At 36.1% G+C, this 15,304-nt stretch carries 15 protein-coding genes and 1 tRNA gene; 3 read left to right on the plus strand and 13 right to left on the minus strand.

Annotated features, from left to right (window positions below; translation table 11 throughout):
- Positions 1–48: 48 nt before the first annotated feature.
- Positions 49–273, plus strand: a complete 225-nt coding sequence (locus ACNQF6_RS04495; protein ID WP_417963637.1) for a hypothetical protein — start codon at positions 49–51, stop codon at positions 271–273.
- A 115-nt stretch (positions 274–388) separates the two neighbouring features.
- Here the strand turns inward: ACNQF6_RS04495 and ACNQF6_RS04500 are convergent.
- Positions 389–460, minus strand: a tRNA-Glu gene (locus ACNQF6_RS04500).
- Positions 461–941: 481 nt separating this feature from the next.
- Here ACNQF6_RS04500 and ACNQF6_RS04505 point away from each other — a divergent pair.
- Both ACNQF6_RS04505 and ACNQF6_RS04510 read left to right on the plus strand, forming a co-directional pair.
- Entirely contained in the window at positions 942–2,393 is a 1,452-nt protein-coding gene (locus ACNQF6_RS04505; protein WP_417963639.1) for a flavin-containing monooxygenase, read from the plus strand.
- Between the two features lie 121 nt (positions 2,394–2,514).
- Positions 2,515–2,886, plus strand: coding sequence for a hypothetical protein (locus ACNQF6_RS04510; protein ID WP_417963641.1), 372 nt, complete (start codon positions 2,515–2,517; stop codon positions 2,884–2,886).
- Positions 2,887–3,277: 391 nt separating this feature from the next.
- Here the strand turns inward: ACNQF6_RS04510 and ACNQF6_RS04515 are convergent, their stop codons facing one another.
- The 12 genes from ACNQF6_RS04515 to ACNQF6_RS04570 form a co-directional block, all read right to left on the minus strand.
- Complete coding sequence (locus ACNQF6_RS04515) at positions 3,278–4,096, minus strand: MOSC domain-containing protein (RefSeq protein ID WP_282742275.1); 819 nt, start codon at positions 4,094–4,096, stop codon at positions 3,278–3,280.
- A 45-nt stretch (positions 4,097–4,141) separates the two neighbouring features.
- On the minus strand, positions 4,142–6,781 hold the full coding sequence (locus ACNQF6_RS04520; RefSeq protein ID WP_417963643.1) for a multicopper oxidase domain-containing protein: 2,640 nt from the start codon (positions 6,779–6,781) through the stop codon (positions 4,142–4,144).
- Between the two features lie 36 nt (positions 6,782–6,817).
- A complete protein-coding gene (locus ACNQF6_RS04525; RefSeq protein ID WP_417963645.1) occupies positions 6,818–9,352 on the minus strand; it encodes a heavy metal translocating P-type ATPase in 2,535 nt (844 codons plus the stop codon).
- Positions 9,353–9,432: 80 nt separating this feature from the next.
- Positions 9,433–9,996, minus strand: coding sequence for an AraC family transcriptional regulator (locus ACNQF6_RS04530; protein ID WP_470303384.1), 564 nt, complete (start codon positions 9,994–9,996; stop codon positions 9,433–9,435).
- A complete protein-coding gene (locus tag ACNQF6_RS04535) occupies positions 9,996–10,733 on the minus strand; it encodes a DUF3347 domain-containing protein (protein ID WP_417963647.1) in 738 nt (245 codons plus the stop codon). The genes ACNQF6_RS04530 and ACNQF6_RS04535 overlap by 1 nt, the downstream gene beginning before the upstream one ends.
- Positions 10,734–10,805: 72 nt before the next feature.
- Complete coding sequence (locus ACNQF6_RS04540; protein ID WP_417963649.1) at positions 10,806–11,615, minus strand: hypothetical protein; 810 nt, start codon at positions 11,613–11,615, stop codon at positions 10,806–10,808.
- Positions 11,615–12,145 carry a heavy-metal-associated domain-containing protein gene (locus tag ACNQF6_RS04545; RefSeq protein ID WP_417963651.1) on the minus strand — a complete coding sequence of 177 codons (531 nt, stop codon included), beginning with the start codon at positions 12,143–12,145 and terminating at the stop codon, positions 11,615–11,617. The genes ACNQF6_RS04540 and ACNQF6_RS04545 overlap by 1 nt, the downstream gene beginning before the upstream one ends.
- Positions 12,146–12,151: 6 nt before the next feature.
- The gene (locus tag ACNQF6_RS04550; RefSeq protein WP_417963653.1) at positions 12,152–12,622 is read right to left on the minus strand and encodes a TlpA family protein disulfide reductase; all 471 of its coding nucleotides are present in this window, start codon (positions 12,620–12,622) and stop codon (positions 12,152–12,154) included.
- A 20-nt stretch (positions 12,623–12,642) separates the two neighbouring features.
- Positions 12,643–13,503: a DUF3347 domain-containing protein gene (locus tag ACNQF6_RS04555; protein WP_417963655.1), complete on the minus strand. Its 861-nt coding sequence runs from the start codon at positions 13,501–13,503 to the stop codon at positions 12,643–12,645.
- Positions 13,504–13,657: 154 nt separating this feature from the next.
- Positions 13,658–14,029, minus strand: coding sequence for a hypothetical protein (locus tag ACNQF6_RS04560; protein WP_417963657.1), 372 nt, complete (start codon positions 14,027–14,029; stop codon positions 13,658–13,660).
- Between the two features lie 87 nt (positions 14,030–14,116).
- Positions 14,117–14,461 (minus strand): phage holin family protein, encoded by a 345-nt coding sequence (locus tag ACNQF6_RS04565; protein WP_417963659.1) that lies wholly within the window; start codon positions 14,459–14,461, stop codon positions 14,117–14,119.
- A gap of 54 nt (positions 14,462–14,515) precedes the next feature.
- The gene (locus ACNQF6_RS04570; protein WP_417963661.1) at positions 14,516–15,274 is read right to left on the minus strand and encodes an alpha/beta fold hydrolase; all 759 of its coding nucleotides are present in this window, start codon (positions 15,272–15,274) and stop codon (positions 14,516–14,518) included.
- Positions 15,275–15,304: the final 30 nt, after the last annotated feature.

Here is a 15,304-nt window from a genome sequence, read left to right on the forward strand (position 1 = left end):
AGACTTTGCGCATCGTAGTATATTATAAATAAGTATAAATTAATATCAATGGAATACATACAAGAAGAAAGTACAAATACATTAATTTTTTATTTCTTTTTCTGGATTTTTGTTGCTTTTTTAATTGTCAAATGGGATTTATACGAAAAGAGAAAAAGCGAGAAAAAAAATGAATATAGAGATTCCTTATCAAAATTTAGAATACGCGGAATATTTATAATATTATTGATTGGACTATTTGCTACTGTAAAAGAATTGCTAAATAGAATTTAATATTTACCTCTGCTCCGAAAGCTCAATTACTCTCTTATTTCATAAAATCCATAACCAATAAAAAAAGCCCCGAAAAATAATTTTCGAGGCTTTTTAAGATTGTTATTTAGAATTGTAGCCCGTAGCGGAATCGAACCGCTCTTACATGGATGAAAACCATGCGTCCTAACCGATAGACGAACGGGCCATTTTCATTGTTTCGGGTACAAAAATAGTACTATTTTTGAGATGCGCAAAGCCAAAACCAAAAACCGCTGCGTGGAAACCACATTTTTTTATTTGAAAATTATAATTCATTCAGGATTAACACTTACGGTAAAACAGGAAGAGACATTTTTTTTAAAACATTTTATGGTTGCTTTCAGTTTACGACTCCATTCGAATACAAAACTTAAAAAAGTCAAGAGACTTTAGGCGTTTTTTCCTTAAATCGAACTATAAAAATTAACGTGAGTCGGGTAAATATCTAATCGAAAGCAGTGATTTCTCCTTCGTAGAAAAGACAAAGACAAAATCTCTTCGCGTTCCTCAAACAACATCGTACTCACTTTTCACTTTCAAGAGTTTTTAGCATCGCTTACAAATATCATTATTTAAGAAAATGTAATGGCGTTTTTTGTTGATAGTATTTTGTATTTTGCAACAGCATTTAATTCTAAAATAACAACATGAATACGACGCATACCGATATTATAATAATAGGAGCAGGATTATCCGGTATAGGCGCTGCCTGTCATTTGTCCCGAAAAAATCCAGACAAAACCTATGTTATTTTAGAAGCAAGGGCAGAACTTGGCGGTACCTGGAGTCTGTTTCAATACCCTGGAATCCGTTCCGATTCGGATATGTACACTTTTGGCTATTCCTTTAAAACATGGGAGGACCAAAAGTCTTTCGCTGATGGGCCTTCGATTTTGAAATACCTGAATGAAGCCGCAGACGAATATAAAGTAGGCGATCATATCCGGTACAATCAACGCGCTCTTTCTTATAACTTCGATACAAAAGCGAAATTATGGACCGTCACTACCATAAATACTGCCACGGAACAAGAAACTGTTTATACGTGCCAGTTTATCTTTAGCTGTAGCGGCTATTATAATTATAACAAAGGATATACTCCTGAATTTAAGGATCAATCTCATTTTGAAGGTGAAATAGTCCATCCCCAAAAATGGCCTGCAAAATTAGATGTTATAGATAAAAAAGTGGTAATAATTGGCAGCGGAGCCACTGCTATAACCATCCTTCCTGAACTTGCTGAAAAAGTGGCGCAAGTTGTTATGCTGCAACGATCCCCAACCTATATTGCTGCTTTGCCCAATAAAGACAAAATCGCTGCTCGCCTGAAACGCTTGTTCCCAAAAAAAGTAGCCTATAGACTGATTCGTTATAAAAACATTTTCTATGCTATAGTCTTTTTTAATCTGTGCAAGTACTTTCCAGAGGCAATGAAAAAATTTATCATAAAAGGGGCTAAAAAAGGTCTGGGTGACTTTCCTGTAGACCCCCATTTTATACCCAACTATAATCCATGGGAACAACGTTTTTGCATTGCCCCAAACGGTGATTTTTTTAGAGCCATCAGAAAAGGGAAAGCTACTGTAGTTACGGACCATATCGATCGCTTTCTAACTAATGGGATTTTATTAAAATCAGGAAAAAAACTAGCTGCCGACATTATAATCACCGCAACCGGACTTGATTTATTAGCGTTTGGAGGTGTGAAAATCCAACTGGATTCGGAGTCTTTTGATGTTTCTAAATCTTTTGTATACAAAGGTCTTATGTTAAGCGACCTGCCCAACTTCTTTATTTTTGTTGGCTATACCAATGCTTCGTGGACGTTGAAAAGTGACCTTACCAGCGAATATATATCTCGAGTTTTGAAATATTTAGACAACCACAATTATAAAGCGGTGCAGGCAAAAGTAGTCGAGACAAATTTAAAGCCCGTTCCGCTATTGAATCTGAACTCCGGCTATATAAACAGAGCTGCGAATACACTTCCTAGTCAAGGGAACAAAGCACCATGGCGTGTTTACCAAAATTATGTGCTGGATTATAAAATGCTTCGCATAGATTCCGTGAAAGATAAACGACTTACCTTTTTCAAATAAGTGGTTCAAGAGTAGCGGATAATAAAAATTTGGCACTAATAATTCAAAAATTAAAGGTAATTTAGCCGCAAAATCCTAACAAAACCTCGTAACGTTATACAATAATTCAAATTAAAATAAATTGACAAAGTATCTAAAATATCTCCTTTCACTCTTTCTGGCTTTTGGCCTGATGGTGAATGACGGTGCTTTAGATTCTCCATCAAATTCAGCAGATTATTACCAATTCTCGAACGTAATTCTAAGACGAGAATTAAATCATAAGGATTCGAAATTATATGTGTTCCATCAGATAAATTCGGCTGAAAAAACAGCATTCCTATTTCAGTTAGCTTATCTCCAATTTCAAGATATTTTTAGTCTTCAAATTCCCGTTCTTCTAAAATTACAAACGCAGCTTTATCAAAAAGTACGTTCATTTGCATCTCAATACATCTTCATAAATGAGATGATTACTTCCCGAAATTCCTATAAAAGTTTATACACAGCCTAGAAATTTCTTTCAACGCATTTATGCAATTCCATGCATAAAGAGGATACCAAATGTCTAATCATTTATCATTTACAAAATGTATAAACACAAAACTAAAACACGTTTAGAGGAATCTAAACGCCCTATTCATTGGGCAAAAAGAAAAATTATGCTAATTATAACCGCCTTAATGATCGGGATGTCAAACGGAATGAATGTGGGAGACCATACGATTCACGGAAATCAAAATCATACGGAACAACATAAAAAAGATTGATTTGATTGCTCATAAATACGTTATAACACTCAAGCTATAAACAAGAATAGTATTAAAAGTCGGGTTGCGCTAAGGCGTCTCCCGACTTTTTAGCTATTTCAAAAAGCTATAAATTTGAGTAAGAAATTAGGAAACTTAAATAGAAATCAAAACAGCAATAGCATCACCAACAGCAACAAGACCAGTTCCAGAACCTATCAAGTTTTGCCCAAACAACACGCTATTCCCTACTGTTCTGTATTTTGCCAAAGTCCGTAAAGGATCTTTTCCTGAGGTCACTCCTTTTTCTTGGTCTACTGTTGTCATTATACATCTCCCGCAAGGTTTCACACCAAAAAAAGTTAGTTCACCAATTGTGAATTCTTTCCAAGATTCTTCTTCATAAGCGTCACTGCCTGTACAAACAAAATTAGGTCGAAACCGATTCATCGGCAGCGCTTCCTTCATACGCGAATTCAAATCATCCAAAGACGATTGACCAATCAACAAAAAAGGATAACCATCCGAAAAAGAATTAATATCAGCTTCTGTAACGGCATATTTAGCCTCTACTTTTCGGTGACTTTCTTCGGGCATGTAAACCAAACGAGCAGAGAATCCCAATATTCTGGAAAACCAATCTGAAATAACCGAATCGACTTCATACGCCTGAATGGAATCCTCCCAAACCATCACATCAATTTTAGTTTTGGTCTCCGAAAAAGATTGATGCAACGGTAGTTGTATTGTTTCTAATTGTACACGATGTGTAATATTCAGAAAATCCCCTGCAATTTCAGGTTGAAAAAGAGCTAATTCCGAATGTTCCCTTTGCGACAGAAACAATCCGTTTTCATCAACTAACAGCCAACGGCGATCGTGTTCCAAACCACGATCGGTCACTTGAGCTTCTTGCAATTTAATTCCACCTAATGATTTTACAGGATAAATCCAGATTTCTGAAAGTTGTACCATAGCACTATATTTTTTCCAAAATTACAAAAACAAAGTATTCCGTTTTTAATAATTCAAACTCAATCCAAAACCCATTCCCATATCACTGTCGTAATGCGTGGTAATTCCAAAATTTCTTTTAACAATATAGCGCAAACCCGCCATGTATTCTTTGTCCGTATTCCACATTAAATTCATGCGCAATCTTTTGGAAACCGGAATATCCATGCGTTCAAATTGCAATCTGAAATTCCCGTCGGTAAAGACTTCGGCTTGTGCTTTGATGAGCATGGGCAACGTATATTCGACTCCGGCGCTGAAAACAGCACGATTGTCTTTGGTATTGGCTTGACCAAAAAGATTTTCTTCCATTTCTCCCATTTCCATTTTTCGATACCTCCAGTCAAAACCAATAAACGGCATCAGCCATTGCATTTTCCCGATGTATCGTCCTATATGTGTTTCAGTTTCATAACCATGATGATCGTTGTAACCCAAACGCCATTCGGTACCAATACTCCAACGCGTGTTTTGAATCATCAACATTCCATCGTTTCCATTGGTGGCAAAATCATTTTCGGCCATCACATGAAAAGCTCTGTCATCAGCAAATAATTTGCGTTGCGCTAATTTTGGATTTGGAATCAAGGGATTTGGCTCTTGATTTTCATAACTAAAAACCCTTCCCATTCCCGCCATCATGTGATAGAGAATGTGACAATGAAAAAACCAATCGCCTTTAACATTCGCATTAAACTCAATCGTATCGGTTTCCATCGGCATAATATCAATGATATTTTTCAGCGGTGCGTATGCTTCTTTTCCGTTCAGCACTCTAAAATCGTGTCCGTGTAAATGCATCGGGTGGCGCATCATGGAGCCATTGAAGAGTACAATTCGAACATTCTCTCCTTTTTTAATTAGAATTTTATCGGCTTCCGAAACTACTTTATTGTCCAGACTCCAAACATACCGATTCATGTTTCCTGATAATTCAAAACGTAATTCTTTTACCGGTGCGTCTTTGGGTAATGTTGTTTTAATGGGTGATTTCAGCATCGCATAATTCAAGGTAGTGATTTCTGAAAGTTCGTTACTATTATAATCGGCTTCCGTCATTTTCATGCTGTCCTTTTTTGGAGAAGAATTATTCATTTTCATTTTCCCCATATCATGCGAAGAATGATTCACTTCAACTTCTTTTTGAGCTCCCCCTTTGGGGGTTGGGGGGCCAGTAATTTCAGGATACATCACCACATTCATGTCCATTTGGTTGAGTGACATTTGCATGCCCATATCATCTAAATCGCCATTCATTTTCATCATACCGTTCATCATTTTCATCCCTTCAAAATACTTTAATTTAGGCATAGGCGAAATCAATTGCTTGATGCCATCTCCTAAATACAACGAAGCCGATTTAGTCCTATCCTCCGAAGTGACTAAAAACTCATATGCAGTTTTATCGGCAGGGATCGTTACAACAACATCATACGTTTCAGAAACAGCAACGATTAATCGGTCGACTTCAACAGGTTCCACATCATTTCCATCACTAGCAACCACGGTGATTTTTCCTCCGGCATAATTCAACCAAAAATAGGTAGAAGCTCCACCATTGGAAATCCGTAATCGGACTTTATCTCCCGCCTTAAACTGCGAAAGCTGACTTTCATTTTTCCCGTTGATAAGGAATTTATTGTAAAACACATCACTTACGTCCATGGCGTTCATCCTTTTCCATTCGTTGGTGACTTTTGTCTTAAAATGTCCCGCTTTTATAGCTTCGGCATAGCTTTGCGTAGTTCCTTTTTGAATTGCAAACCAGTCCGTGGCATTGTGTAGCATTCGATGTACATTTTCCGGTTTCATATCCGTCCATTCACTGAGAATAATGGGAACGGTTGGTAAATCATCAATTCCTTCCCTAAAGGTTGGGTCTTCGTTTCTTTTATTCATCACAAAGGAACCGTACATCCCAATTTGTTCCTGCAAACCCGTATGACTATGGTACCAGTGCGTTCCGTGTTGAATAATGGGAAAAGTATATTTATGTGTTGTACCCGGTTTGATGGGCATTTGTGTCAAATTAGGCACACCGTCTTCTTTATTGGGCAAAAATAATCCGTGCCAATGCAACGAGGTATCTTCATTTAATTCGTTATGCACATAAATCTCGGCAATATCGCCTTCGGTAAACGTAAGTGTTGGCATTGGAATTTGTCCGTTTACGGCAATCGCTCTTTTTGGTTTATCACCAAAAGAGACAATCGTATCCCGAACATATAAATCATACCGAACAGTTTTTGAAGGGACATTTTTGACTATTTTTTTTACTGGCTCTTCTATAACTTTAATATTCTCTACAGGAGCACTTGTATGATTTTGATGCAAATCATCACTTGCTGCTTTAGTCTCGATAATCTTAGCTTTTACTAGCACAGCTTTTTTTACAACTGCTTTTGGCGCTTGTTTTTTTAGAACGGATTTTTTTACTGGTTTTTCTTTTATTAAATCCATACCACATTTTGGACATTTTCCCGGTTTAGCAGCATGAATTTCAGGATGCATTGGGCATGTGTATGTCGTAGGTTGTACCTGAAAAATTTTTATTTTTTTGGAAATGTTGTTTTCATTTCCAATTTCTGCTTTAGCAAAAGGAGAGATAAGAATCAGAAATACGGTTAATAATATGGTGTTTTTCATGTTTTAATTTTCAATTGAACTCTAAAATATATTTATTTAAAATTTTAAACCACGCAATCGCAACGCATTTGCAATTACAGAAACAGAGCTGAAACTCATTGCCAAAGCTGCAATCATTGGCGAAAGCAGCACTCCAAAAAAAGGATACAAAACGCCTGCTGCAATTGGAATTCCAAGTACATTGTAGAAAAAGGCAAAGAATAAATTTTGTTTGATATTTCGCATCACTGCATGACTTAAGTTTTTCGCTTTGACAATGCCTTGCAAATCCCCTTTCACCAATGTTATTTTTGCACTTTCAATAGCCACATCTGTTCCGGTTCCCATGGCTATTCCTATGTCGGCTTGCGCCAAAGCCGGAGCATCGTTGATTCCGTCACCTGCCATAGCCACAATTTTTCCTTCGGATTGCAATCGTTTAATTTCATTGAGCTTGTCTTCGGGCAAACAACTTGCTTTAAACGAACTTAAATTCAATTGTGTCGCCACTGCTTTTGCTGTGTTTTCATTATCGCCCGTTAGCATAATCACCTCAACTCCCTGGCGCATCAGTTCTTTTATGGCTTCGATACTTGTTGCTTTTATGGCGTCAGTTATCGATACAAATCCTACCGCGATTCCGTCCACTGAAATATAAGAAACCGTTTTTCCCAGTTTTTGTTCGGCAGTGATTTTATTTTCTAATTCTTCAGAAACTGAAACATTTACTTGCTCCATCAATTTTTCATTTCCGAGCGCCACTTTCTTGTTAGTTACTGTACCAATAACTCCTTTGCCTGAAATCGCTTCAAAATCCTTTACTTCGATTAATGAAACTGCTTTCGCTTTCGCAAAATTGACTACGGCTTGCGCCAAAGGATGTTCGCTGTATTGATTTAAAGATGCGATGCTTTGCAACAAAGAATCTTCGTCATTATTCAAGGAAAATACTTTTTCAACCGAAGGTTTACCCTCGGTAATTGTTCCTGTTTTATCTGTAATCAACACATTTACTTTGTTCATGTTTTCCAGTGCTTCGGCGTTTTTTATCAAAACTCCCGATTGTGCTCCCTTACCAACACCCACCATGACTGACATAGGCGTAGCTAATCCCAAAGCGCACGGACAGGCAATTATCAATACCGCAATCGCATTGATAAATCCATAAACCATTGCGGGTTCAGGACCAAATTGTGCCCAAACAAAAAAGGTAATTGCAGATACAAAAACCACAATTGGCACAAAATATTTAGCTGTTTTATCGGCTAATTTCTGGATGGGTGCTTTCGAACGACTGGCGTTATTGACCATTTGTATAATTTGCGAAAGCAAGGTTTCCGAACCTACTTTTTCAGCAATCATCACAAAGGATTTATTGCCGTTTATCGTTCCGGAACTAATGCTGTCGCTTATTTTTTTATCAACAGGAATGGGCTCACCTGTTATCATCGATTCATCAATTGTACTTTCGCCATCGGTGATTTTTCCATCCACCGGAATTTTATCTCCAGGTTTTACCCGCAATAAATCTCCTTTTTTGATGTCGTGAATCGAGATTACTTTATCCGCTCCATCGCTAACTAAAATGGCTTCGGTTGGCGCTAATTTCAACAATTCTTTTATGGCTCCACTGGTTTGGCTGTGTGCTCTGGCTTCTAACAATTGTCCTAATAAAACCAATGTTAATATAACTGTCGTTGCTTCAAAATAGAGTGAAACCGTTCCGTTGTGCGTTTTAAATTCATCCGGGAAAACAGCTGGGAAAAATAATCCGACTAAACTAAACAGAAAAGCAACACCAGAACCAATTCCGATAAGGGTAAACATATTGAGATTCCAAGTAACAATTGATTTCCAAGCGCGCTCAAAAAACATCCAACACGCATAAAAAACGACTGGAAGCGATAAAATGAGTTGCACCCAATTCCACTTTTCTACATCCATTATTTTCATTAATGGATTATTCGGAATCATATCTGACATGGCAATAATAAAAATAGGAACGGTACACACAACCGCTATTTTCATTTTGCGCACCAAATCATTGTACACCTTATTTTCTTCAGAATCGGTAGGTTCCATTGGCACTAAATCCATCCCACAAATGGGACACGAACCGGGACCGTCTTTGATTACTTCGGGATGCATGGGACACGTGTACATTGTTTTTGCAGCACTTAATTCTGGTACTTTTTCAAGATTCATTCCGCACACCGGACAACTTCCGGGTTTATCATAGACTTTTTCGCCCTCACAATGCATCGGGCAATAGTATTTTGCTTGCGCATTAGTGGGCAAAATTACGATTGGTTTCTCTTGTTGTTTATTCGAACTACAACATGATTTTTCACTTGGCTTTTCGGTAACGTCATGAGAATCAGTTGCATTATTCATTGTTATTGTATAATTTCCGGCTGCAGTTAAGGTCTCTTGTAATTGAGCAGTGGGAATGTGTTCATCCATTGTTATAGTTGCTGTTGGCGGATCCAAAGTAACTGTCACTTGAATTCCATCGATAGCATTCAATGTTTTTTCCACTTTCGAGCGACAACCATCGCATGACATTCCGGTAATAGTGTAACTATGTTTCATAATGTTTGAATTTTGACACCACGAATTTCCGATTATACCGTCATTCCCTTGTTACACAATTTTGGAAAAGGTTTGCGTGATTACAAATGATCGATTTGCTTTCTCGTTTTTACTTTCAATTGTCTAAAATAAGTTGGCGTAAATCCAGTTGTTTTTTTGAACTGATTGCTCAAATGTGCCACATTGCTATACTGAAGTTGAATGGCGATTTCGCTTAAAGTCAACTCATCATACGTTAATAATTCTTTGACTCTTTCTATTTTTTGAGCAATAAAATACCGCTCAATTGTAACTCCTTCTATCTCCGAAAATAAATTACTCAAAGCACTATAATCTTGTGCCAAATCCTTTGACAAATAATCCGATAAATTGCTTTTTAACACATTATTTTTGTTGTAAACTAAATCAATTAGCACTGTTTTTATTCTTTCGATTGTTATGTTTTTTTTATCATCGATTAAATCAAAACCCAGAGAAAGTAAGCGTTTGAGTAAATCCCTTTTTTGAGTTTCGGTACATTCTGCTTCTAATTCGACTTCTCCTAGCGTTATTGAAACGGCATGAAGTCCGAGTTTTTCTAACTCTAACTCCACTGCTGTAATGCATCGGTTGCATACCATATTTTTTATGCTAAGCTTCATCATTATTTTACAACTGCAATTCTTCTGCCACAATTCAGCATCTCAGAACCATAATAAGGATTGATAACTTCTTTTGTCTCACTGATCCAATACCCGGTTTTTCCGTCGCCATACATTGGACAATAATCTTGATATACAGTTTCTTTTGTACCAAAAGCCTTTATTAAACCATAAACATCTTTGCTCAATAAAGAAAAATACTCTCTTTGATGATCCATTTTGCCTGCATTATCGCCAATGTGTTTGACATGCGCTTTAGCATCAGCCACAAAACCATTGTAAGTGTTTTTTAATTTGGTATCCAAAGAGGTTGAACTGCTGTTATTCAAAGTGGCAATTAATTCTTTTGCAGCAGCAGTTGCACCTTTTGAATCGTCTTTGGTCAGTGCATTTTTAATTTTGAGATACTTGTAAACAATCGCATCAGTTGGAAAAGTTGATTTGTCAGTATTCGTTATTTTAATTATGTTGCTTGGCTCTTCCGCTGCATCAGAGATAGCAACAGGAGTTTCTTCTTTTCCAGCTGAGGTTGTTGGAATAACTTTTTCAGTTAGCTCCATTCCGCATTCTGGGCATTCGCTTCCGGCAACACCAGTAACTTCCGGATGCATCGGACAAGAGTATAGTTCAGCCGTTTTTTCTGTTTTCTCAGAATTTAAAGTCTTTACATCTTTGTTTTTTTGGTTACAAGAAACCGTCATAAAAGTCGCAATCAGAGACAAAAACAGTATTTTTTTCATGGTATTTTTTTATGATTATATATTGACTTCTTTTTAATCAGCTATTCACTGCTTAAATTCAAGCCCTAAAATTTATTTTATGATATTAAAAAAGTTGTATTCTAAATTTAGATAAAATCCATTTGGCGCAGACCGCAACATAGAACTGTATAATTCTTGTCTATAAGCAACATCAATTCGGGCTTGGCTGTTGATGATAAATTGAATGGAAGGCACAATATCCAAATATGATTTACCATTTTCGTTTAATGTCTGACCAACAAACTCAAGCATTGTATTGATATTTGTTTGCTTAAAATTAGTGTATTTTTTTGGATACATCAATCTTCCTAACGATACTGTATAATTGGTAGCGTTATCACTTTGTATCGTTGGAAATCTGTAATCCGGCTTATTATCAAATGCTTTTTCAAAACTGACAGAAGCACTTATGGCTACCTTTTTTATAAGCTGCGTAGCAACTATTCCCGTTTCAAAACCAGTATTATGCCCCATAATTTCTATCTGCTCCTGATGGATATCTGCATTATTAAAACTATATCTCCCAAATGCTGCCATCCTAAAATGACTATGCAAATCATCCGTAGAAAGGAAACGATATTTCGTATAAAAACTAGCGCCTTCAGTAACCAGCTGATTGCTTCTATTGCTAACAAACATTGATGTTCTCACCATCAAATTTTTATTGATTCCCCAAGTAACTTCAGGCATGAGATGATAACTATATCCTGATTTCATTTGCTCCTTAAAAATGGATTGTCCCAAACGAATTCCTAATGAACCCGCAGGAACATTGCTTGCCGGATCAGTTACCACAAAAAGCTCCTGAGCCGATATTCCTTGAATAAGAAAAAACATAAATACGATTAAAAACTTTCTCATTAAATTACAGTTTTGATATGGTAATCGTCTTCGTTATCCAATGGATATGACGCTATTTTTGAAAACGTTTTAAGCAGTTTTTTATGCTCTTTTTGGGTTACATATCCTTTGTCATAAACCTTCAATTTGGTTTCCCTGTTACTGTTTTTAAGTTCCTCATTCAATAAAACGAAAGTAGAACCGTTTACTGAAATGGTATTATCGCCTTCGGTTTTAAAGCTTTCTGCAGGCATTGTTATTACTAATGAACCGATAAAAAAACCTGCTTTTTCGACGCCTTCTTTCAGTACTCTTGGCATTATTTTACTTTCTTTTTTAAAATAAACCGTGAAGGTATTCGTATTCAAATCAGTACTCACACTATCCACACCAACGGTTGCTTTTAACTGTTTGTTTATAGCATTAGAACACATAGAACACGTTAAACCTATAGCAGTTATCTCTGCTTTTGAGATTTGAGAATAGGATTTTATACTTGGTATTAAAAACAAACAAGCTATAGCAATGAATTTTAAATTTATATTTTTCATTTTACTTTATTTTTTTATTTGCATTATTATTTCTTGCTCCGTTGGATTGATGGTTACTAATTTTCCTGATGCATCAAATAAATACGAATTAGGTAGTGCTTCTACTCCAAAAAGTAGTGCTGATTTAGCATCAAAACCTTTAGCATCAATTAATTGCTCGTATGATAATTTATCTTTTTGAATAGCATTCATCCACTTGGTTTTGTCCGTATCCAGGGATATCCCAACAATTTCGAAGTTGTCATTTTTATATTGATTGTATAAAGGAGCCAACTTTTTATTGGCCAGTCTACAAGGCGCACACCAAGAAGCCCAAAAATCAATTAAGACCGTTTTACCTTTCAGAGAAGTCAAATTTATTATTGCTTCTTTATTATTTTTAAGTTGAAAATCAGGCAGGCTGTCTCCAATTTTCATTTGTGCAGTTGCAGTTGAAATACTGATTATTAAACTGAAAAGCAGCATTATCTTTCTCATTTTATATTCCTTTTATGCAGTTATTGAATCGTTTCAACCGTTTTTCCGCAGGTCATCATTTGAGAACCGTAATAGGGGTTTTTAACGGCGTTTTCTTTACTCAACCAGTTTGCGCCTTTACCATCATTAGCCATGGGACAAAACTGAAGGTAAACCGGAGTTTCGTATTGAGCTACTTTTACCAATTCATACATCGATTTTGAAAGTGGAATGAAAATTTCTCTTTGACGTTTGATGTCTTGTGTTTCCGAAATATTCTTGGCTCCAGCCCTTAAACCGTTCATTTCTTTCATCCAAACGATGTGAACATCCATAGCAAGATTATTCATTTTCACTCCATTTAATGCTGTCAAAAGGTCTTTCGCAACCGTAGCGGCAGCTTTTCCGTCTGTTTTTACCAAAGCATCTTTCAATAAGAAATAGGTATCAAAAACAACTTTTAATTCCGTATCCACTTGTTGTTTTACAACTGCAGCGTGGTTTGCATGATTTTCTGCAGCAACACTTTCCATCTTCATCTCTGTTGAAACGGCTACTTTTGCTTCTCTTTCATATTGACAACAGCCATGTAATGCATCGTAAGTATCATCCGGGGCAAGAAATTTATCGCTGTCGTAACCGGCTAAAGCAATGCGTTTCAAGATTTCGTCCTGACTCGTTTTGGTCGAATCATACGTAAGTGTTGCTATTTTGGAATCTTTATCCCACTCGACTTTCGCTACTTTTTTCAGGGTTCCGGCAGTTTCTATCTTGTTTTTACACATGTCACAGTTTCCGTATATTTTTACTGTTCCTGTTGTAGCATTTTTAATTTGCGCACTTGCAATTGTAACCGAAAGCAATAGTGTTATTGCCATCAATATTTTTTTTATTGAGTTCATTGTATGAATAATTTTGAGGTGAATTAGTCGCAAAAACATTGAAAACAATAGCATGTTTTGCTACATTTCAAATTGTATTCGACTAAAATTTAATGATTATAAAAGCATAAAATGCTTTGAAATAGACAGTCTTTTGGCTGTCAGAAAAAGGAATTTAGCTTATTTTAGGTGGAAGCCAAATAGAACAGAAATCTGAGGAAATAAAGATTTCTGAGTAATAGTAATTTTGTTTTTCTGCCGAAAAACTAAAGAGTTGGTTGTTTAATTCGGTGTAAAACAACGAAGTCATCCCTATATATACTGTTGAACTGCTGCAAGTAACATCTTTACAAGCTCCACTACAACCTTCATGAGATTCTTTTTTTGAAGACTGTTCTTTTTTACAACATTCTTTTTTATCCTTTTTTGAAGAGGATTCTTTTTTACAACATGCCTTCTCAGTTTTTGTTCCACATGCAAAAGCCAAGCTCGGTGTCATAAAGAAACCAAGCATAACTAATAGCACTATGTAAAACTTTTTAGACATTGTTTATCTTATATAGGAACACAAAGGTATAAAATTAACAAATACCGTAAATTAATTCATTCACAAATACATGTTAAAAACGGTTCTTTACTTTCCTTCATCTAATATTCCATTCATTATAGACTGCAATACTGACAAAATAATACTAAAAAATAAGGCGGTCCAAAAGGTGTCTACGCTAAATCCGCCCACAATTTTTGTACACAACAAAATCATTAATGCATTAATTACCAATAAAAACAATCCTAAAGTGATGATGGTAACCGGCAATGTAAGTATTACCAATATTGGCTTGATAAATATATTAAGCAACCCCAGAACAATTGCTACGATTAATGCTGTAGTAAATCCTGCTACATGAACCCCCGGCATAAAATTCGCAATTAGCAATACTAAGCCCGAAGTGATAAGAATTTTGATCAGTAAATTCATAGATTTTTGTTTTAAAATTTTAATAAATGTAGTGAAAATTTAAAATTATCACGTTTATTTCAAAAAAGAACTTACTTTTTGGTAAAACTCAGTTGGGTTTTCGGCATGAAGCCAATGCCCTACATTCGGAATCGTTTCGATGCTTGAATCAGGAAAATGTTGTTTTATATTTTCGAAATCACTGTCCAAAATATAATTAGATTTTCCTCCGCGAATAAAAAGAGTTGGCTTTTCAAAAATTGAATTCTCCGATAACGGAACTCCTATTTCATCCATCTTATGATTAAATACTGCCAAATTGAATCGGAAAGCGAGTTGTCCCGGCTCTAGCCAAAATAAGTTTTTCATTAAGAATTGTCTGGTTCCAAAATCAGGAATATACTTTTCCATAATTTCTTCGACATCACTTCGGCTTGGCTTTATTGAAAAATCAACGGCATTCAATCCTGCCAAAATATCCTGATGGTGTTGCGGATAAAATTTTGGTCCAATATCAGCCACAATTAATTTATCCACTAATTCAGGGTGTGTCGTTGCCAAAAGCATCGCTACTTTTCCACCCATCGAATGACCAATGATGTTGATGTTTCCTAAATTTTGAGCCTGGCAATACTCGTAAACATCCTGCGCCATGATTTCATAACTGAACTCTTCTGAATGCAAGCTTCGTCCGTGGTTGCGTAAATCGAGAATATGAACTTGAAAATCAGCCGCAAATTGCGTTCCGAGTGTTTTCCAATTATCGGACATTCCCAAGAATCCGTGGAGGATTAAAAGCGGTTGCCCTGAGCCTTCTATTTTTGAAAAAAGCATATGGTTTTAAATTTTAACGTTATAATTTAA

It is taken from the genome of Flavobacterium pasteuri, from assembly GCF_048286615.1.
Classification (GTDB): Bacteria; Bacteroidota; Bacteroidia; order Flavobacteriales; family Flavobacteriaceae; genus Flavobacterium.